Source organism: Christensenella sp. KGMB01412, assembly GCF_055522415.1.
The window spans coordinates 82,243-107,100 of record NZ_JBVFVW010000007.1; the positions used below are offsets into that span (position 1 = coordinate 82,243).

Genomic DNA, 24,858 nt, shown 5'->3' on the forward strand with positions numbered 1-24,858 from the left:
CGATCAAATATCTTCTATAAGGATCGGACATTAAAGGAGAAAGATATGAAAAGCAATTGGCAGGGAAAGAAGCAGGAATATATTCAGGAAAAGCAGAAGCTTTCTAACCGAAAACGGACGCACAGGATACTTCTGATTATATTGGCGGTTGCGATTGGCCTGAGCAGCATCATTACGGTGTTTGCGCAGACAAATTCGGAAACCGCTACACCTGAACCTGTGGCGTCGGTTGAGCCTGCGCCGGAACAGGAAACGGCGGAGCCGCCGGAAGAATCAGTGCCACAAGAGGAGTCTCCGCCTTCGCAGACGCAGGCGGCGGAAGAACCTGTGCCTGCTACGGGAGGCCTGTGGATTTACAATACCATAACAGGTGAAACTGTTGCGGAAGGCGAGACGGCTGAATATACCCTCAAGGTGAACGGCGAGGCGTATATCAATCAGGCGTACCGCCTGTTTGACGTGACAAAATCCCCTGCCGAGGAGCTTGGAACGTTTGCAACAAGCGAAGAAGGTAAGCTTGCAATGGAAACGGGACGTGCGGCCTTGTTTGAAAATATTGCGGCGGATACCGGATATGTCGTGGAAGGAAACGCAAAAGAAGGCTTCGCCTTTGTGGTACCGGAAAATAATGGAACGCAGGAAAATACGGCGGCGCTTGCCCTGAATACGGAAGGCAATGTAACTGCATCCGGAACTGTAACGGAAGCGGGCAGCACGGCGCAGCTGGAACTGAAACAGGTTCCGGCGGATGCGGAGGAACCCGATACGCCTGACGCTGGGCCTTCCGAAGGCACGCAGGAAGGCGTAATCCCTGAGGAAACTCCCGCGCCGGATATGCCCGCGGAGAATCCTTCCTCGGATGAGATTGTTGCGCCTTTTGCGGACGAAGAAACGGAAGAATATAAATTCGAACTGAAATGGATTGCGTACGACAGCCTGCCGGGTACGAAGTCTGATTCGGATCTTACCCTCGACGGCTGGAACAATAAAACCAAAAAAACCGTCAAAGCGCAGGTAACTTTCTCCAATAATACGGATTACGCCGTGGGAGAGGTGCAGATACGCATCCCCCAGACATTGCTCCAATACCGCGACGGTAAGCCGATGAACGGCGCGAACTGTAACTTTGTGGATATCGGAGCACCGAAGGCGCCGGAGATGTATACTTCGACGGACTTTAACTATACGATCGATCCGGAAACGGGCGACGTGATCCTCACCAACTGTAAGCCGATTAAATCGGGCGGAAACAACCTGATCCAGATTGCATGGGCAGTAGACGCAATGGGGGTTGAGGATGAAACGAATTTTGGCTTTGCGGCAAAGCTCACGACAAAGGGCGTAACACAGCCGGACAGCAACGCCATCACGGGCAGCATCGATACGTCCGCGACGGTTACGTCTGCGACAAAAGCAGTAATAAACGGCGGCAAGGTCGCAAACTGGAGCACAGTCCAGAACTACGCGCCGCAGTTAAAAGACCAGGAAAAACCGGCGGATTTTGACGATTACTGGTATCTGGTATACCAAGTGCGCTATAATACGAGCTTTACGCAGCCTTATGATATCAAGCTGACGGAAATACCGGGCACGGGCGGCGAGCTCGTAGGCGGTTATTCGCAGCGGCTTGGTTCGGGCACTTCGGCGAGCGCGCTTGCGGGGCGGTGGAACCTCGAAGACAATACGCTGTCCTTTGATTACAACCAGACGCTTTATACGTCGAATTCGTCTTATTACTATGACGCGATCGTATATCCGAGCAGCACCTACTACATCTATTCCGTCGTACGCTTCCCCAAGGATCAGTATATGGTGGGAACAAACGCGGAGAATACGGTCAAGGTGGAGCTGACCGGTATAGACGACAAGATTACCAGTACGCAGGAAAAAGCGATCACCACGCCAATCGTGGAATGGACGCCTCCGCGTCCTACCGGCAGTCTTTATACAGGATATAAGGACGAGTATGGTAATAACGATATTGTTCCGCTGCTCAAAACGTCGATGGAAAAGGGCAAGGACTTTGAAATGTCCCATAGTACGGTTTCCACGACCAACAACGGGAACAGTAAATATAACTTCTATGTATATTCATACGGAAGAAAATATCTCAATGAGAACAGTATTCCCACGCCCGAAAACAGTAAACTGAACGTCATCGCAGAGGATGGCAGGATGCTTGCCAATAACACGGAGCTTGGGCCGGAGGATTACTATATCTCGAGCTGGGCCGTTAATGTATCCGATCTTCTCTGGATCATCGACGAAAGCCAGGAAATGTCGGATTACTATAACTTTTATTCCCCGACGGGCAACCCGATAAAGCTTTACGTGCAGACGGCGGCGTCGCCGGGCACGTGGCAGGCCGCGGGCGAGATTCCCTATGAGAATTTTGTAGCGAAAACCTCGGACCTCAACGGGCATGAACGGTATGCGGGCACCGGCGCACAGGACGCGATGGCCTATGTACCGGAATCCCTTAAAGCGGAAGGCATCTATAAGGTCAAGGCGGAGCATGAATCAGATTCTTCGCATGGCTGGTCGTCGCAGATCTATATGTATATCAATACGACCGTGCGGCATGATTCGCCTGTCTTTGAATCATTGATACCGAATTCCATCGAGACGGGAAACCGGATCAATTTCCAGAACTATATGACGGCACGTACCGAGCTTAACGGTTCTCAGGCGTGGTCGCAGGAATATTACGATTACAAGTATTTCGTTCCGATGTTCACGGTGAACAGCCACAGCAAATCCGTGAGCCTGACAAACGACAAACCAAACAGCCAGGTAAAGGCAAATATCCAGCTCACCGGCACCCAGGCGCTGAGGTACAATTACTATGCCTCCAGCAACTCCTACCGGAGCAACGTTACCTTCCAGCAATTAAAGGACGCGGGAGATCCTTCGCTCAGCGACCTTGGCTGGACGCAGAAGGACTGGGTATTTTACGACCTGCTGCCCGAGGGATATGCGTTCGATCCGAACGTGCCCATTACGGTGACGGCTCTTGGTAATAATACCAGCAGCAGGACCTATTTCCTCTCTAACGACGACGTAACGATCACATCCTACGACGTGATCGAGGATTACAAGGGCAGCGGGCGCACCATGGTGAAGGTGAACGTACATACCGAGTTCAACCCGACGCCGACCTATAACGGCGAGCCGTACCTGAGCGAGAGCCTGTATTTCAACATTTATGTGAATATGGGGGCGTATTTCCGCTACACGGATTACCAGACGGCGAACGGCAAGGAAAACGATTCGGCATGGCAGCCGCAGGAAGGTGAATTCCTGGGAATCGGCAACCAGTACAGCAGCAATGAATATATACGGCCGGACAGCGGCGTGAACGCGCCTTCCGGCGTTGGTAAGGATGAGAATGGAGTTTCGTATTTTGCCGACCTGAATGAAAACGGCAATACAGAAGAGATGAATACGCAGTATTCCTCCGCCAGCCGGACGATCGATATCACGGTGGCGACGGCGACCGGTATCACCAAAACGGTCAAGGAGGATGCGGACAAATTCGCGACGTACGACGAGAATGCGCGCGTTGCGACGGGAGAGACCTATACCTACCGCCTGCAGGTGCAGAATACGGACGGCGGTACGATGAAAAATGTCGTTATCTACGACAGGCTGGAGCGTGCGGCGATAGACCGCGCCGGTATGGAGGATTTTGCCTTTGACAGCACATACTGGCAGGGCACGCTGCAAAGCGTGGATACCATTCAGGCAAAGCGCAAGGGCATCGAGCCGGTGGTATATTATTCCACCAATCCAACTGCGGCGTACGACCTTTCCGATGCGGCGTCAGGCTGGACGACGACAAAGCCGGAGGATATGAGCACGGTAAAAGCGATTGCGGTAGACCTTTCCAAGAAGACGGACGGCACGCCTTACGTGTTTGATCCTCTGGAAGGTACGTATATCTCGCTTAAGATGAAAGCGCCGGCTACGCTCAGCGAGCCGACGATCCATGCCTACAATAATCCCGCGTGGTTTAATGAGTTTACGGCAGCCACGGGAGAAACCAAAACAGAGACGACGCTTGGCAACAGCGTTATCGTGGAATTGTTTGAGGCGGCGGAGCTGCGCGTTTCCAAGCAGGCGGCAGGTAAGGACCTGGGCGGCGTAGACTTTACGTTTACGCTGTTACAAAACGGCGACGCCTACGGCCCGACCGAATATACGCTGTATGATATCAGCGATCCGAGCAGTCCAACGGTAGTCCCGGGCACATGGGCGACGGATGTAAACGGTAAATTTACGCTCAAGCATAACCAGCAGGCGGTATTCAGCCGCATGGACAACAAAGCGGCGTACAGCGTGACGGAAGCTGCGATGACCGGTAATACGATCGTATCGCCGGAGGGCGGCGTTGCGACGGGTACGCTTGATAAGAACAACCCGCAGATCGTGGAGTTCGAGGACGATTATATTGGAAACCTTGCAAAGCTGAAGATTTCCAAGAGTGTTACGAAGCTTTCGGGCAGCGTTGACGCGCCGCCAAACGACGAGTTTGAATTTACCCTTAAAATGGGGAAAACCTCAGACACGATTGTGCCGTATGCAAACCAGGAATATAAGCTCTACCAGTCGAACGGCACCGAGATCACCGAAGGCGGTCCGTTTGCGACGGACGAAGACGGTATATTCACCCTCAAGGGGGGACAGTATGCTGAATTTCCGGACGTCGTAAAGGGCTGGCGGTATGAAGTCACAGAAACGCCCATGGCGGATTATATTCCTACGAGTCCAAGCTCGGGAACATACAGCGGCACGATCACGACCAGTACGTCCCTGATGCCTACGACGAGCGTTTCGTTTACCAACCGGTATCAGGCATACCGTCCGCTTAACGTGGAAAAAACGGTAACGACGACGCCGGGCTATACCGCGCCGGAAAACGATGAATTTACTTTTACAGTGAAGGTACGTAATTCGCTGTACGTGAATCAGGCGTATAAGGTTTACGACATTACGGATCCGGAAAATCCGGCGGAAGTGATCGGAACCTATGAAACGGACGAAAATGGGCAGTTTAAACTGAAAGCGAACCAGCGTGCGGTGTTTGAAGGAATCCTTGCCGGATATGCGTACGAGGTAACGGAGGATGCGAAGGCGGATTACGTTACTTCAGCAACGGACGGCAAAGGAAGTGTTTCGAATGGCGCGAACGGTTCGACGGCGGTATTTAACAACCATTATGAACCGCGCAACAAGCTGACCATAGAGAAGAAGGTTGAATCTGTAGAGGGCCTCACCGCACCCACAGGCGACGTCTTTGAGTTTACGGTAACGCAAAACGGGCAGCCGCTCGCAAATACGGCCTACACCCTTTATGGTGCTGATGGAAATATGATCAGCGGCAACCATGCCACGAACGACGAAGGCAAGCTCCAGCTTACGGCCGGCCAGAAGGCGGTGCTGATGGCGCTGCGCGAGGCTTCCTATAAAGTAGTGGAAGCGCCCATGGGGGACTATACCACCACGCAGACGGGCGACGAAGGAACGGTGGCAACCGACGACAGTTCAAAGGCGACGTTTACAAATAAGTACGATCCAAAAAGGGATATCAGCATTACGAAGTTTGTGACTTCATCCGAATCCCTGCCTGCGCCGCTTGATGATGAATTTACGTTTACAGCCAGGATAGACGGCAAGACGCATATGTTTAAGACCTTTAAGCTGTATTATGCGGAAAACGCAGAGCTTGGGGATGCGGCAGACTGGATCGAGGTTCCGGGCGACCATGCGACAAACGAGCGCGGCGAGTTTAAATTGAAGAAAAACCAGCGCGCTGTATTTGAAAATATCGCTGTAAACAGTACGTATGATTTTATCGAGAGCGGCAAGGACGGCTATACGTCCGGATTCCTGCCCTCAGGCGATTCATCTGCGGGTACGGTAGGTTTTAGCGACATCGAGATTTTAGCAAATAATACCTACGAGCCCAGGCAGGGGCTGACGGTCAAAAAAGTCGTTACGGGAACAGGAGTGCCGGACGGGGATGAATTTACGTTCACGGTTGAGGTGAATAACGCTCCTTACACGAACGAAGAATATAAACTGTATAACGCAAACGGCACGGAGGTAACGGACGGCGCGCCATTTACAACGAGCGGCGAAGGCAAGCTGAGCCTCAAAGGTGGCCAGTACGCGGTTTTTGACGGGATTTTGCTGAACTCGGGCTACAAGGTGACCGAGGATACGAAGGATGATTACGTACAGGATAAAACCAGCGTGGACGGCAACATTTCTTCCGCTGGAAGCATGGCCCAGTTTACGAACAGCTATGAGCCCAAACGGAACCTGACCGTACAAAAGACTGTTACGGCGGAACCCGGGCTTACTGTGCCTGAAAATGCGGAATTTGAATTCACAGTCATGGTGTCTGACGAAGCCTATGCAAACAAGGAGTATAAGCTTTATGGCGCGGACGGAAATGAAATCACGACAGGCGGACCGTTTGCGACGAACGGCGAGGGTAAATTTACCCTGCTGGCAGGCCAGAAGGCAGTTTTTGAAGGGATTTCCGCAGGCCTGAAATATGACGTGACAGAAACGCCGCATACAGATTATACGCGGACTATGGCGGGCTCTGCCGGGCATATCGCGGTTGACAACAGCTCTACGGCTTCGTTTAACAACCACTATGCGCCCAAACGCGACCTCGAGGTCACCAAAACGGTAACGGCAAGCACAGGCTTTACGGCTCCGGACGGCGACAAGTTTACGTTTACATTGAAGGTAGGGGACGTTACATACAAATATAAAGAGTACAAGCTGTATGACGTGAGCGATCCGGGCAATCCGGTCGTGATTCCCGGCAACCACATGACGGACAAGAACGGCCAGTTCGAGCTTGAAGGCAGCCAGAAGGCGGTCTTTGAAGGGATTGACGTAAACAGCTCTTATGAAGTAACTGAAGCCGCGAAAAACAATTATACGGCGGATGAAACGACCTTGGACGGTACTATTTCCGAGAGCGGCGAACAGGTAAACTTTACGAACAATTATGAGCCCAAGCAGGGCCTCACGGTCAAAAAGACAGTTGTAGGCCAGGGCGCACCGGATGGCGATAAGTTTACGTTTACCGTAAATGTGGGCGAAGCCGTTTATGCAAACCAGCCATACAAGCTGTATGAAAATGGCGTGGAGCAGATCGGCGTATATCAAACGGACGGCGACGGCAAACTGGAGCTCGAGCATAACCAGGAGGCTGTGTTTGGCGGCATTACCGTAAATACGCCATATGTTGTAACAGAGGACGCGAAGCAGGATTATACGCAAGACAGCGATACGAAGAGCGGAAATATCGATCCTGCGGGCTCTACGGCTGCATTTACAAATACCTTTGCCCCGCTGCGCTCGCTGACGGTTACCAAAACGGTAACAGGAGAAGGCGCACCGGATGACACGGCGTTCGAATTTACCGTGAAGGTAGGCGATGCGGCTTATGCAAACCAGCCGTACACGCTTTATGGCGCGGACGGAAACGAAATCGCCGGATCATATGAGACAAGCGATGAAGGCAAGCTGACGCTTACAGCGGGACAGAAGGCTGTGTTTGAAGGCATACTCGCAGGTCTTGAGTACGAGGTGACGGAAACGCCGAATGCAGATTATGTAACCTCGCAGACAGGCGGCAAGGGAACCATATCTGTAAACGGCTCCACAGCAGCGTTTACAAACGATTATGAGCCGAAGCGCAACCTGGAAATCAGCAAGAAGGTGACGGCGGCAGAAGGACTCGCAGCTCCGGAAGGCGACTTATTCACATTTACAGTGAAGATCGGCGGAGCTGAATATAAATATAAAGAATATAAGCTGTACGACGTGGCGGATCCGGGTAATCCGGTAGAGATTCCGGGCGACCACATGACGGACAACAAGGGACAGCTGAAGCTGACGGCCGACCAGAAAGCCGTATTTGAAAATCTTGACGTAGGTACGGCGTATGTAGTCGTGGAGAGCGGCAAGGACGGCTATGTGGCAGACCATACCACGCAGTCCGACAATATTGCGGATGGTGAAAATAACGTAGTGTTTACAAACAACTACGAACCGAAACAGGGCCTTACCATCAGCAAAACGGTAACGGGCAGCAGCGCACCGGACGGCGACCTGTTCACGTTTACGGTAAATGTAGGCGGAGCGGTCTACGCAAACCAGCCGTACACGCTTTATGGCGCGGACGGCGCAGAAGTGACGGACGGCGCGCCGTTCTCGACGGACGGTAACGGCAGGCTCCAGCTTACGGCGGGCCAGAAGGCAGTGTTTGAAGGCATACTCGAAGGAACCTCGTATCATGTAACAGAAGAGGCGAAGGACGATTATGTAACTGAAAACAAAACGCAGGGCGGCAATCTGTCCCCTGTAGGCAGCGTCGCACAGTTTAACAACAGCTACGAGCCCAAGCGCGACCTTACGATCACCAAAACGGTGACGGGCGAGGGCGCACCGGACAATACGCCGTTTGAATTTACTGTAAAGATAGCGGGCGAAGCATATGGATCAAAGCCGTACAAGCTGTATGGAGCAGATGGAAATGAGATCACAACGGGCGCTCCGTATACAACAAACGCAGACGGCAAGCTCCAGCTTACGGCGGGCCAGAAAGCTGTGTTTGAAGGGCTTTCCGCAAATCTGCAATATGAAGTGACGGAAGCGGCGAACCCGGATTATGGGACAACAGTGACGGGCGGCAAGGACACCATCGGCACGGATGGCGCGACGGCGGCGTTTACGAACAATTACGCGCCCAAGCGCAACCTGGAAATCAGCAAAAAGGTAACGGCCAGCCCGGGCTTTACGGCAACGGACGGCGACAAGTTTACCTTTACAGTAAAAGTGGACGACGCGCTGTATGTATTCAAACAATATAAGCTGTACTATGCGCCGGAGGGTTCGGAGCCGATAGAGATTCCGGGCAACTATACGACGGATAAAAACGGTAAGTTCGAGCTTGAAGCAGACCAGAAAGCAGTATTTGAAGGCTTTGCGGTCGGGCAGAAATATGAAATCGAAGAGAGCGTTAAGGACGGCTACGTTGCCGACCATACTACGCAGAGTAACAACATCGCGGACGGCGCAAACAGCGTGACGTTTACGAACAACTATGAACCGAAGCAGGGCCTGACGGTCAAAAAGACGGTTGTGGGCGAAGGCGCTCCAAACGGCGACGTATTTACGTTTATCGTGAAGGTAGCGGACGTTGCTTATGCAAACCAGGAGTACAGGCTTTACGCTGCGGATGGCACGGAAGTGACGGACGGCGCTCCGTTCAGCACGGACGGCGAAGGCAAACTTGAGCTTACGGCAGGCCAGTATGCCGTATTTGGCGGCATCCTGCAGGGTACGCCGTATGAGGTAACTGAGGAAACGAAGGCTGATTATACGACTTCTGTTTCGAATGGAAAAGGAGCGGTTTCCGCTGACGGTTCTATGGCAACGTTTACGAATACCTACGAGCCCAAGCGCGACCTTACGATCACCAAGACGGTGACGGGTGAAGGCGCACCGGACGGCGCGGCGTTCGAGTTTACGGTGAAGGTAGCGAATGCTGTCTATGGAAACCGTGAATACAGGCTTTACGCTGCGGACGGCACGGAAGTGACGGACGGCGCTCCGTTCAGTACGGACGGCGACGGCAGGCTGACACTTACGGCAGGTCAGAAAGCGGTATTCGAAGGAATCACTGCCGGAACATCCTACGAAGTGGCAGAGACGCCGAACGCAGATTATGAGACTTCGGTAACAGGCGGCAAGGACACCATCGGCACGGATGGCGCGACGGCGGCGTTTACGAACAATTATGCGCCGCACCGTAACCTCGAGATTGAAAAGAAGGTAACGGCGGCAGAAGGACTCGCAGCGCCGGAAGGCGATAGGTTTACCTTTACGGTGAAGATCGGTGGAGCTGAATATAAATATAAAGAGTATAAGCTCTACGATGTGACCGATCCGGCGAACCCGGTAGAGATTCCGGGCAGCCACACAACGGACGGCAAGGGCCAGCTTGAGCTCGAAGCAAATTGGAAGGCCGTATTTGAAGGCTTTGCAGTCGGCCAGAGCTATGAGGTCGTGGAGAGCGGTAAGGGCGGCTATGTGGCCGACCAGACCGTACAGGGCGACAACATTGCGGACGGCACAAACAACGTGACGTTTACGAACAACTACGAGCCGAGACAGGGCCTTACGGTCAGCAAGACGGTGACAGGAAGTAACGCGCCGGAAGGCGATACGTTCGGGTTTACGGTGACCGTAGCGGGCGCGCCCTATGCAAATCAGGAGTATACGCTTTACGCTGCGGATGGTACGGAAGTAACGGACGGTGCACCGTTCAGTACGGACGGCGAAGGCAGGCTGACACTTACGGCAGGCCAGAAGGCAGTATTTAACGGAATTCTGGAAGGAACGTCGTACGTGGTGACGGAAGAGCCCAAGGCGGATTATGTAACGGACGAAGCAACGCAGGATGGAACGATTTCCACTGTGGGCAACGTTGCACAGTTTAACAACAGCTACGAGCCCAAGCGCGACCTTACGATCACCAAAACGGTGACGGGCGAGGGCGCACCGGACGGCGCGACGTTTGAGTTTACGGTGAAGGCCGGAAACGAGACGTATGCAAACCAGCCATACAGGCTGTATGGTGCGGACGGGCTGGAGATCACGACAGGCGCTCCTTTCACAACGGACGGCGAGGGCAGGCTGGAACTGAGGAATGGCGAAAAAGCCGTGTTCGAAGGACTTTCTGCAAACCTTCAGTATGAAGTGACAGAGACGCCGAACGCGGATTATGAGACTTCGGTGACAGGTGGCAAGGACACCATCGGCACAGATGGTGCGACGGCTGCGTTCACGAACAATTACGCGCCCAAGCGTAATCTGGAAATCAGCAAGAAGGTAACGGCTGCGGAAGGCTTTACGGCGCCGGACGGCGACAAGTTTACGTTTACAGTAAAAGTAGACAATGCGCTGTATACGTTTAAACAGTACAAGCTGTATTACGCGCCGGAGGGTTCGGAGCCGATAGAAATTCCGGGCAACTATACGACGGATAAGAACGGTAAGTTTGAGCTTGAAGCAGACCAGAAGGCAGTGTTTGAAGGCCTTGCGGTCGGTCAGGGCTATGAGGTTATCGAGAGTGGAAAGGACGGCTACGTTGCCGACCATACCACGCAGGGCGACAATATCGCGGACGGCGCAAACAGTGTGACGTTTACGAACAACTATGAACCGAAGCAGGGCCTGACGGTCAAAAAGACGGTTGTGGGCGAAGGCGCTCCAAACGGCGATCTGTTCACCTTTACAGTAACTGTGGGGGACAGCCCCTACGCAAACCAGCCGTATAAGCTGTATGAAAACGGCGCAGAACAGATTGGCGTATACGAAACAGGCGACGACGGAAAGCTGACGCTCAAGCATAACCAGGAGGCTCGTTTTGACGGCATTCTGGAGGGTACGTCCTACAAAGTCGTAGAGGATCAAAAGACGGATTACGTCACGGAAAACCTGGAACAGGGAGGAACTATTTCTTCTGTTGGCAGCACAGCATCGTTTGTAAACAGTTATGCGCCCAAACGCGGGCTTACGATCACCAAGACGGTGACAGGCGAAAACGCACCGGACGGCGCGGTATTCGAGTTTACGGTGAAGGTTGCGGATGCGGCCTATGCAAACCAGGAGTATACGCTTTATGCTGCGGACGGCACGGAAGTAACGGACGGCGCTCCGTTCAGCACGAACGGCGAAGGCAAGCTCCAGCTTACGGCAGGCCAGAAGGCAGTATTCGAAGGAATCACTGCCGGAACATCCTACGAAGTGGCAGAGACGCCGAATGCGGATTACCAGACGTCACAGACGGGCGACAAAGGCAAGATTTCAACAGATGGCTCCATAGCGGCGTTTACGAACAATTACGCGCCCCACCGCAACCTCGAGATTGAAAAGAAGGTGACGGCGGCAGAAGGCTTTACAGCACCTGAGGGCGATCAGTTTACCTTTACGGTGAATGTGGACGGAGCGGCATACCGCTATAAGGCATACAAGCTGTTTGATGTGACCGATCCGACGAACCCGGTGGAGATCCCGGGCAGCTACACAACCGACGGCAAGGGCCAGTTCAAGCTTGAAGCAGGCTGGAAGGCAGTATTCGAAGACTTTGCAGTTGGCCAGAGCTATGAGGTCGTCGAGAGCGGCAAAAACGGCTATGTGGCGGATCATACGTCGCAGGGCGGCGATATAGTGGACGGCACAAACAACGTGACGTTTACGAACAATTATGAGCCGAAGCAGGGCCTCACCATCAGCAAGACGGTAACAGGAGCCAATGCGCCGGACGGCGATACGTTTGGGTTTACGGTGACTGTAAACGGTGCAGCTTATGCAAACCAGCCGTACACGCTTTATGGAGCGGACGGCGCGGAAGTAACGGACGGCGCTCCGTTCAGCACGGACGGCGAGGGCAAGCTTGAGCTTACGGCGGGCCAGAAGGCAGTCTTTGACGGTATTCTGGAAGGAACGCCGTATGTGGTGACGGAAACGCCCAAGACGGATTACACGCAGACGCAGCCTGAAAACGGCGGTACGGCAGGCGGAAATATTTCCGCGGACGGCAGCGTTGCAGGATTCGTTAACGCATATACGCCGGATCTCAGTGCGCCGAAGATTGAAGCGTACAAGACCAGCGACCATATGTACAACGAGAACGACAGGAATGAAGTGGTTGGTAAGGCGGTAACGCCGGGTGATGAGATCACCTATACGATCCATGTGACCAATACGGGAGACAAGGCCGCGCAGAACGTAACGGTACGCGACTATATCCCGGAGGGAACGACATATAAAGATACAAGCGCATCGCACAGCGGAGAGCTGAAGACAAACGCAGGCGGGAAACAGTATGTAAACTGGAACCTGCCAACAGTTGGAATCGGCGAGACGGTAAAAGTGACGTTTACGGTGGTCGTAAGCGAGGTACCGGAAGGCGGCAGCGCGGTGACGATCCGCAACGCGGCTACGCACGACGATGGGAACGAGGAACCCAAGGATCCGGAGGATCCTGATCCGCAGACGCCTACGAACGAGGTGAAAAACCCGCTCATCGAGCAGGTCAAGGAAGTCAGCCCGGCAGGAAACGTGGAGCCCGGGGATATCCTTACATACACGATCCGCGTGAAGGCGACGGAAGGCGGCGTAAAGGATGTTGAAGTATCGGATACGCTTCCGGAAGGCCTCTCCCTTGTAAAAGGCAGCATCAGCTACACGCTTGCCGGCAGTACGCGCCCAACGACAACCGGGTGCGAATACACCGGCGGAGTGATCTACTGGCCGAAGACAGATATCCCTGAGGGAGAATCCATCTTCACATTCAGGGCGGTAGTGGATCAGCTTGCGGATGGAACGGACAGCCTGGAAATCAAAAATGTGGCTGTTGTGAAGCCGGGCGGCGGCGAGCCGAAGGAAACGGTGGAAACGGACAGCACGGTGCGTACGCGTGAGGCTGATATTACTAAGACGGCGGCGCTCGTAGTAGATGGAACGCCCCAGGGCGAAGACCGCGGCAGCGAAGCGGCGCCGGTACAGACGGAGCTTTCACAGATCGTGGAATACCGCCTTATGGTAACGGGCAAAGGCACGGCCGGAATGAAGAGCGGGGACATCGTGGTAACCGACGCATTGCCCAGGGATTGCACGTATGTAGCGGGCAGCGCTGCGGGAGAAATCAGGGATGCGGTTTCCGGCTCGACGGCTGCGGTAGTATCTGCGACGGAAGAAGGCGGAGTTGTAACGTGGACAGTAAACGGCCTTGACGCGGGAGAGAAGGCTATGCTGACATTCCGTGTGAATGCGCCGGTAACGAGCGACGATGCGGCTACTCCGGAATACGAATGGTCAAAGGTGTTTACCAACCAGGGCCGGATGACCGATAAGGAGATGAGCGAAAAGACATATACAGAGACCGTGACGACTGTGGATAAGAATGGCAACGAGACGAAGCATTCCAGCACGGACAAAGTGTATGAAGAGAAAAAATACCAGAAGGATACGCAAATCACGTATCACGAGGTGCATGAAGTACCGCCTGTTACGGGAGACCTTGAGGTCGAGAAGAAAGTGACGGCGACAGAAGGCTTTACCGCGCCCGAGGGCGATCAGTTTACCTTTACGGTGAATGTGGACGGAGCGGCATACCGCTATAAGGCATACAAGCTGTTTGATGTCACCGATCCGGCGAACCCGGTACAGATTCCGGGCGACCATACGACGGACGGCAAGGGCCAGTTCAAGCTTGAAGCGGGCTGGAAGGCAGTATTCGAAGGCCTTGCGGAAAATGCCGGTTACGAGGTTGTGGAAAGCGGCAAGGACGGCTATGTGGCGGATCATACGTCGCAGGGCGGCGATATTGCCGGCGGCAGCAACAACGTGACGTTTACGAACAATTATGAGCCGAAACAGGGCCTCACCATCAGCAAGACGGTGATGGGCATGAATGCGCCGGACGGCGATGCGTTCGAGTTTACGGTGACTGTAAACGGTGCAGCTTATGCAAACCAGCCGTACACGCTTTATGGAGCGGACGGCGCGGAAGTAACGGACGGCGCTCCGTTCAGCACGGACGGCGAGGGCAAGCTTGAGCTTACGGCGGGCCAGAAGGCAGTCTTTGACGGTATTCTGGAAGGAACACCGTATGTGGTGACGGAAACGCCCAAGACGGATTACACGCAGACGCAGCCTGAAAACGACGGTACGGCAGGCGGAAATATTTCTGCCGACGGCAGCGTCGCAGGATTTGTCAACAGCTACCAGCCGCAGCGCAACCTGACCGTGCAGAAGCTGGTAACAGGCGGCGCACCTGAGGATGCAGTGTTTGAGTTTACCGTGACGGTGGGCGGACAGGCGCATGCGGATAAGCCGTACACGCTTTATGGAGCGGACGGCCTGGAAGTGACGGACGGCGCACCCTATGCGACCGATGAAAACGGAAAACTGACGCTTGCGGCAGGGCAGAAGGCGGTATTCGATGGAATCGCTGCAGGCCTTAAGTATGAAGTGGCAGAGACGCCGAATCCGGATTATACGATGACTCAGACGGGCGCGAGTGGAAACATCGCGAATGACAACAGCTCGACGGCCGTGTTCACGAACGACTTTACCCCGTCAAGGGATATCGTAGTCAGCAAAACGGTTGTGGGCGCGAACGCTCCGGCAAACGATACCTTCACCTTTACGGTGAACGTAGGCGGAGCAGCGTACGCAAACAAAGAGTATAAGCTGTACAATCTTGCTACAGGGGCACAGATCCCCGGAACGTACTCGACGGACGACGACGGGCAGATGCAGCTGACGGCAAACAGGAAGGCGGTGTTCAGCAACATTCCTGTGGGAAGCGCATACGAAATCGTAGAATCGCCAAGAGCCGATTACACAGCGTCGCAGGAAAAATTCGAAGGAAACCTGACTGTTGACGGCATCGACGCGGCGTTCACGAATACGTACGCACCGGCGCGCAGCCTTACGATCGATAAAACGGTTACGGGCGAGGGCGCCCCGCAGGGCGACACGTTCGAGTTCACGGTCAATGTGGCGGGCGCGGCATATGCGGAAAAAACGTATAAGCTCTACGATAAGCAGACCGGCGCTGAAATCACAGAGGGCGGACCGTTCAGTACAGACCTCGACGGCAAGCTGACGCTTGCAGGAGGGCAGAAGGCAGTCTTTGAAGGCATAGCAGTGGGAAGCTCTTATGCCGTAACAGAGGAGCCAAAGGAAAGCTACACGCAGGTTGCGCCGGATGGCGGCGAAGCTGTCGGTAATATCACAATGGACGGCGGCAGCGCATCGTTTACGAACGGTTACCTGACGCCTGAGGTCGAAGCATATAAAACAAGCGACAAGATGTTTGACGCAAACGACAGGAGTGAAGTGACAGGAAAACGCGTCGCGCCGGGCGATGAGATCACCTATACGATCCATGTGTCCAACAACGGCGACACGGACGCGAAGAACGTCACGGTACGCGACTATATCCCGCAGGGAACGACGTACAAGGACGGCAGCGCTTCTGACAGCGGTGAGCTGAAAACAAACGCAGGCGGAAAACAGTATGTAAACTGGAATCTGCCGACGGTTGCCATAGGCCAGACAGTTGAAGTCCGGTTTACAGTGACGGTGGACGAAGTGCCTGAAAACACTGCGCCGGTAACGATCCGCAATGCGGCGATGCACGACAACGGCAATAAAGAGCCCAAGGATCCGGAGGATCCCGATCCGCAGACGCCCACGAACGAGGTGAAAAACCCGACGCTTGTGATGGTGAAGGAAGTAAGCCCGCAGGGCGATGTACGCGAGGGAGACATCCTGACGTATACCATCCGCGTGACAGCTTCCGAAGGCGGCGTAAAGGACGTGGAAGTATCGGATACGCTTCCGGAAGGAATGAGTCTTGTAAAGGGCAGCATCCGTTACCAGCTCGCGGGCGGAAGGCCTGTTGCAACGGGAACGGAGTATCTGGACGGCACCGTTTACTGGCCGAAGACGGATGTTCCGGCAGGGGAATCCACATTCACCTTCAAGGCAATGGTGGATAAGCTTGCGGACGGCACGGAAAGGCTCGAAATCAAGAACACGGCAGTTGTAACGACGCCGGGAACAGAGCCGACGCAGACGGTAGAGACCAGCAGCACGGTGCATACGCGTAAGGCGGAGCTGCACAAGACGGCGGCTGTGATCGAAAACGATACTGCGAAGGATGAAGACCGCGGCAGCGCGGAAAGCCCGGTTCAGACAGAGCTTAGCCAGATGGTGGAGTACCGCCTGACGGTAACGAACAATGGCTCGGATGCTCTTAAAAGCGGGGATATCGTAGTGACGGACAGCTTCCCCAGGGGAACGCAGTACGTAGACGCGTCCCAGCTTGACGCAGTGTTCTCGGGAGGAACCGGCACGAGTACGGCGACTTCTGCGAAGGAAGTGACGGCGACAGGCGTGAAATGGACGCTTAACGGCATGTCGGCAGGAGAAACCGCGACACTCGTATTCAGGGTGTATGCGCCGGTAACGGCGGACGATCCGGCAACGGATGAAACCGAATATACCCGTACGTTCGAGAACGTGGCAAACCTTCAGGATAAGGAGCTGAGCGAAAAAACGTATAGCGAGACGGTAACGACCATTGACAGGGACGGTAACGAAAGCTCGCATACAAAGACAGATAAAATCTATACGGAAGAAGAGTATGCACTCGAATCCGAGCATACATGGCACCAGGTACAGGAGCCGAACATCACTGCGGTGAAGTCAAGCGTAGTGAAGAGCCCCGCACCGGGCGACCTTGTACCGGTTGTGAAGCCGGGCGATACCATTGCCTACACGATCACGCTTTCAAACAGCGGCGACGCGGCGGCAAAGAACGTACAGGTTCGCGATTATGTGCCGGCAGGTTCGACGCTGGTAGATACGAGCATATCGGACAGCGGCACGCCAAGTAATGTGACGGTGGACGGGACGGAACGCACGCGCATCGACTGGGTGATCCCGGAGATTGCGGCAGGCACGGAAAAAACGGTGACCTTTGAAGTAACGGTAGACGGGCTCGCGGAAGGCGAGGTTTCAGACATCGTGACAAACGGGGCATACTACCGTGTGCCGGGCCCAGGCGAAGAAAATCCGGAAGATCCCGACCAGCCGGACGACAAGTACGAGCAGACCAACGAGGTGAACCATCAGCTCACGTCTCTCGTGAAGCTCTCCGATCCGATGGGCGGCAGCAATGCGGATAATGCAGTGGAAATCGCGCAGGGGCAGAAGGTGAAATACACCATCCAGTTCAACGCGGAGCAGCCGGTGACAGAGCTTGTGGTAACGGATCAGGTGCCCGAAGGCATGACGCTTGTGCCGGATAGCATCTATTACGTGAAAGCGGACGGTACCAAAGTAAACGTTGACGACAGCGCGTACAACAGCGCGAGCAGGACGATCACATGGCCGAAGATGGACGTGGCGAGCGGACAGACAGCGTTTATGTTCAGCGCAACGGCGGACAGGCTGGAAGGGGCGCAAACGTACAAGCTGTACGAAAATACGGCCCATGCTTCCATGAACGACGGAAACGGCAACAAGGTCGAAGAGGATACGAATACCATCACGCACGAGGTGCGCGAAGGCTTTGCGGATATCCACAAAAATGCGTCGGTTGTAGTTGGCGATACCGTGCAGGACGAAGACCGCGGCAGCGCGGAAGCACCGGTAGAGGTAGCCAGGCGGCAGATCGTGGAATACCACCTGCGCGTCAGCTACACGGGCGAGCAGGGCGCGACAAGCGGCAAGCTGATCGTTACGGATCCGCTTCCGGCAGATACGACCTATGTGGACGGCAGCGCGACAGGCACGATGACAACATCAGTTGCAGGCTCGACAGCAACGGTCGGCGCGGGAACGCTGACGGCAAACGGCATGCGCTGGGAGATCGATGGCATGAAGGCCGGAGAAGAAGCGCTGCTCACGTTCCGTGTTTACGCACCGGCTACGGTAGGCGAAACGGGAGAGAAGCTGTTTACCAACACCGCGAACCTCGTAGACGATGAGAAGAAGAATACCGTTGATAATGACGGTAAGCCTGTGTACGAAGAAGAAGAATACGACAAGGATTCTGAGACGACGTACCACAAGGTGACCGAGCCGAAGATCGGCGTTAAGAAGACAAGCGACAGGATGGTCGGCGGCGATCCGGATGTGACAGGACAGCTGGTAGCACCGGGCGATGAGATCACTTATACGCTTCGTGTGGCAAACACCGGCACGGCAACCGCGAAAAACGTAACCCTGCGCGACTACATCCCGGAGGGTACGGAATATAAGGCGGGCAGCGCATCGCATAACGGCGAGCTGAAAACGGTAAATGGCAGGCCAAGCCTCAACTGGAACCTTGATGAGGTGGCTGTTGGCGACGAAAATGCGATCGACGTAACCTTTACGGTAACTGTGAAGGACTTCGAGCCGGAAGACCAGCCGGTAACGATCCGCAACGCGGCGACGCACGACAACGGCAACGAGGAGCCGAAGGATCCGGGTGATCCGCAGGATCCGGATACGCCCACCAACGAAGTGGAAAATCCGACGGTGTACTATGAAAAGACAAGTACGCCGGCAGGCGGCACGATGGATGAAAACGGCAATGCTGTGAATCCGGGAGTTGTGCGCGAGGGTGATATCATCACCTACAATATCACGGCGACGGCTTCCGAAGGCGGAGCGAAAAACATCGTGATGAAAGACGCGCTTCCGGACGGAGTAAGCCTTGTGGCAGGCTCGATCAGCTATAAGCTGGCGGGCAGCGCAAGGGTAGCGGTTGATGAAGCCGACGCATACGAAAACGGCGTTGTGACATGGCCGAAGGTAGACCTTCCCGAGGGAACGTCCAACTTCCGTGTCAAAGTAATGGTGGATAAACTGCCGGACGGCGAGACGGAAAAACAGCTTGCGAACCACGCGGTTCTCACGCAGGATAATCCGGGCGAGGAGGACAAGGAATACGAACCGACCAAAGACGTGACGCATACTGTAGCGACGCGCAGGGCGGATATCACCAAGACAGCGGCAGCGATTGAAAATGAAAACGCGCTTGATGAAAACCGCGGCAGCAGCGACAGTCCGGTTCAGGTAGAACGCCGCCAGACGGTGGAATACCGCCTGACCGTTACAAATACAGGCGCGCAGGGCATGAAGAGCGGGGACATTGTGGTCACAGATCCAATCCCGAAGGACTGCGTACTTGTGGAAGGTTCGATTGCGGGCGAGATCAAAAACGCGGTGAGCGGATCGACTGCAACAGTTAAGTCGGCAGAAATGACGACAAACGGCGTGCAGTGGGTACTGAACGGTCTTGATAACGGCGAACAGGGATACCTGACATTCAGGGTGTACGCGCCGGTGACGAGCGACGATCCCACGACGGATGAGTATGAGACAAACAAGGTCTTTGTAAACCAGGCGAATATGACCGATAAGGCGATGAGCGAAACAAGGCACACCGAAACGGTCACGACGGTTGATAAGGACGGCAACAAAACAGAGCACACGAAGGGAGAGAACATCTACGCGGAAGAAGAGTACGCGCTGGATTCGGAGCAGACGTTCCATGAGGTCAAAGAACCTCTGGTAACAATGGTGAAGTCTTCCGACCCGGTAAGCCCGGCAGAAAACGGACTGATCCCGGTGGTGAAGGAAGGCGATACCATCACCTACAAGCTGACGCTCACAAACAGCGGCCAGGCTTCTGCGAAGAATGTACATGTAACAGACTTCATTCCGGAGGGGACGACGTACGTACAGAATTCCGCGGATCAGGACGGCGTGTACACAAGCGCACAAAACCGTGTAGACTGGGTAGTTCCGGAAATCCTTGTCGGAAATGAAAACAAGGTGGAGCTGACCTTCAAGGTTACGGTTGATAAGGTGGACGACAGTTCCGTAGGACTGATTACAAACGTAGGATACTCCTATGTACCTGACCCGACCGATCCGAACCCGCCGGTTGATCCTGAGGACCCGACGCCGCCGGTTGATCCGTTTGAGCCGACAGATGAAGTGCAGCACCAGACGCACACGTTTGTGAAGACGTCAGACCCAGTGGGCGGAACAGACGAGCAGAGTGCCGTGGAAGTGAAACAGGGCCAGGCGATCACCTACACGATGCAGTTCAATGCGGGCGAGACAGTGAACGACGTAACAGTCAGAGACACCGTGCCGCAGGGACTCACGGTGGTACCGGGCAGTATTGAGATCATTGCCCCGGACGGAACAGTGACCAGGCTTGCTGACAGCGCATACGACAGCGCGTGGAGAATTATTACATGGAACGCTGACAGCGTACAGCAGGGCGTAACAGGCTTCCGCTTCAAAGCGGTCGTTGAAAAGCTTGCGGACGGAGAGACGGCGAAGCTGTTCGTTAACTCCGCATCCATTACATACGATCCGGGCACTGGTACGCCGGTAACCGAGGAATCGAATGTGGTGACGCATGAGACGAAAACGGGAATGTCTGAAATCCACAAGGCTGCGGCGCTCGTTGCGGGCGATACAGCGGCAAGCGAAGCAAACGGAACAAAAGATTCGCCGGTGCAGACAGACCGCGGACAGACGGTGGAATACCGCCTGAGGGTTACAAGGACAGGCGCTGCAAGCGGAGACCTTGTGATCTCCGACGCAATACCGGAAGGAACGACGCTTGTGGAAGGCTCGATCGGCGGCAGCATCCAGAATGCTGTGCCGGGATCAACCGCTAAGGTGACCTCGATGGGCACAAAGCAGGTACAGACGCCTGACGGATACGCGAAGAACGGCGTAGAGTGGACTGTGAACGGACTTGCCGAAGGCGAGACAGCGTACCTGACCTTCAGGGTATACGCGCCGCGCACGACGGATAATCCGGATACGCCTGAGTACGAGTACAGCAAGGTGTTTGAGAACACCGGCAAACTCGAGGACAAGGGGAATGCGGACCTCGTTTACGAAGAGGACACGGGCAGCCATAAGAAAGGCGACAAGGTGTTTGCGGATGAGGATACCACTAAGGTAACCGAAACCACATACCATGTTGTCAAGGAACCGGCGCTCGACATTATGAAAACCTCGAATCCGGGCGACGGCGCACAGGTGAATGCGGGAGATACGATTACCTACACCATAAGCGCTGCCAACAAGGGCGAAGACGCGGCGAAGAACGTGATCATCCGCGACGCGATCCCGGAAGGGACGACACTTGTGGCGGGCTCCGAGAAGTGCAGCATTGCGGGCGTAGCGGCGGATAAGGTCCAGATTGGCGGGAAAGACGGCCTTGCATGGATCATACCGCAGTTAAATCCGGGCGAGACCGTGACGGTAAGCTTTGCCGTAACGGTAAACGAGATGCAGCAGGCAGGCACGAGGAATATTGAAAACGTCGCACAGGTGAAAGAACCTGCGCCGGGCGAGGATCCCAAAAACCCGACGGACGACGGATTCAAGAACACCAATAAGGTAACGCAGACACAGACGCAGACTTATGCGGGCGCGTTCCCGAAGACCGGCGACGAGGGTGGAATGCCGATGGGCATGGTAATGCTGTTCATCCTTGCGGGAGCGGTACTGGCAGGATTCATCATCCTGCTCGTCATCCGCAAACGCAGGAGGGATTCGCAGGCTGCTTATGAGGCTTACTCCAACTTGCGCAGCAAACGGTAAAAAAGAGTAATAACACAGATAAAAGAGAGAAGCTCTCGCTTCTCTCTCTGTGGTTATTGCTGCAAAAAGATATGATTCACGTAAATAAGACGTCGTTTACGATGTGATTTACACAAAAACGTTTTTTTATAGTAAAAAGAGATAGCACCCATGCAGGCTCAGGAGGAAGAGGCGATGAAAAACGGTTGGATGGACAACAAAAAAGTGAAACGTATCATAACGGTTGTAGTTGCGATTGCAGTTATGATTGGAATGGTTGTCCCAACAGTAGCAATGGAAGATGGTGAAACAGCTGCGGACGTCTTAACGGCGGAAGAAATTTTACTCGAAGAATCCGGGCAACCGGCAGAAGAAGACGAAGGGGAAAAACCTTCAAAAGAGAGTGGACAGCAAGGCGATACAAGCCAGGAAGAAACAGACAAAACGGAAAGCCAGGCGATGGAAGAAACAGCGCCTGAGCAGGAAAACATTCCTCCGATACAGGATGAAAGCGTTAAGAAAGATGCCGGGGACGCAGCCACGGAGCAGAAGCAGGAGGTCAATCCCCTGTTTTCATTGGATGAAACGAAGCTTCTGGCGCCGGTTTTGCCTTCTACGGATGTTTTTGCACCGTTTGACTTGATAGATCCCGATGAAACGCTGATTTATCCGGGAGTTAAGGTCATCTGGTATAACAAAAATGGAACTGAAACCAGCGCGCCGGCAGGCGCTTCCATTACAGCTGTTTTGATGGATAAAGGACCGCAGGATTCTTACCCTGACTGGGTACCTTCACAAAACAGATTGGGAACGTCGAAAAATACGGAAGTTTTAAATGCGGCAAATGGCTTCGACGGGTGGTTTGACAATATAATCAAAATGAGGTCGAAAAAGCTTGTGGTAAGCGGGGTTCCGAGTGGATACACCGTGACATATGATGATAACAGTACCTCAAACGAATATCCCGCTGGTTACGATCCGGAATATTTTTACATTAATCTGACGAAAAGCGACTCGGCGCCGGTAACGCTATCTAAGATAGAAGTAACGACTGCGCCATCAAAAACAGTATATACGGCAGGCGAAAGCTTTAGCAAAGCGGGAATGGTTGTAAAAGCAACCTATTCGGATGGCTCCAGCAAGGTAGTAACAAGCTATACATACAGCCCTACGGGGGCGCTTGCGGCGGGAGTCAGCCAAATTACAATATCATACGAAGAAGGCGGCGTACAGAAGACGACAACAACGCCAATCACGGTAAACGCAGCGCCTGTGCCTGTTTTAGACAGCATCGAGGTGACAGCGCAACCGACAAAAACAGCGTACACGGTAGGCGATACCTTTGATCCGGCGGGGCTGGAAGTAACGGCGCACTACACGAACGGCGGCGCGGATAAGGTGCTGACAAGTGGTGAGTACACGCTTTCTGCGCCCGATATGAATACGCCGGGCACAAAATCGATTGTGGTAACGTATCAGGGAAAAACAGCATCATTCGATATTACGGTAGAAATGGCGGCGCCTGAGCTTTCCAGTATAGTTGTCACAAAAAACCCGACAAAGACAACGTACACGGTAGGCGATACCTTTGATCCGGCGGGGCTGGAAGTAACGGCATACTATACCAACGACGGAGCGGACAAAATACTGACAAGCGGTGAGTACACGCTTTCGACGCCTGATATGGGAACGCCTGGAATAAAAACGATTATTGTGACGTACGAAGAGAATGAGGTTGAGGCAAGCACATCGTTTAACATCACGGTAAATGCGCCGGTTCCTGTTCTGGACAGCATCGAAGTGACGGCGCAGCCAACAAAGACAACGTACACAGTGGGTGATACGTTTGATGCTGCGGGACTGGAAGTAACCGCGCATTATACCAACGGCGGCGCGGACAAGGTGCTGACAAGCGGAGAGTATACGCTTTCCACGCCTGATATGGGTACGGCAGGAACGAAGACGGTTACAGTGACGTATGAAGAGGACAGCGTAGAGAAAACGGCAGCGTTTGACATCACAGTGAATGCACCTGTGCCTGTTCTGGACAGCATCGAAGTGACGGCAGAGCCGACGAAGACGACGTATACGGTGGGTGATACGTTTGATGCTGCGGGATTGGAAATAACGGCACACTACACCAATGGCGGCGCGGATAAAGTGCTGACAAGCGGGGAATATACGTTATCTGCTCCTGACATGGGTACGGCGGGAACAAAGACAGTGACCGTGACGTACGAAGAAAGCGGCATAGAGAAGACAGCGACGTTTGACATCACAGTAAACGCACCTGCACCGGTACTCGACAGCATCGAGGTAACGACAGAGCCGACGAAGACGACGTACACGGTAGGCGATACGTTTGATGCTGCGGGGCTGGAAGTAACGGCGCATTACACGAATGGCGGCGCGGATAAGGTGTTGACAAGCGGGGAATATACGCTTTCCACGCCCGATATGAGCACTTCCGGCACGAAGACGATTACTGTAACCTATGAAGAAAGCGGCATAGAGAAGACAACAACGTTTGACATCACAGTAAACGCACCTGTACCAGTACTTGACAGTATCGAGGTGACAGAGCAGCCGACACAAACAACGTACACGGTAGGCGACACGTTTGATCCTGCGGGGCTC

At 54.1% G+C, this 24,858-nt stretch carries 2 protein-coding genes; both read left to right on the plus strand.

Features of this window, described 5'->3' with window-relative positions; translation table 11 throughout:
- Positions 1 to 45 precede the first annotated feature (45 nt).
- A complete protein-coding gene (locus tag ACS5WU_RS11375) occupies positions 46 to 22,242 on the plus strand; it encodes a DUF7601 domain-containing protein (protein ID WP_465089167.1) in 22,197 nt (7,398 codons plus the stop codon).
- Positions 22,243 to 22,416: 174 nt separating this feature from the next.
- The coding region (locus tag ACS5WU_RS11380) for a bacterial Ig-like domain-containing protein (RefSeq protein WP_465089168.1) at positions 22,417 to 24,858 on the plus strand (2,442 nt) is incomplete at its 3' end.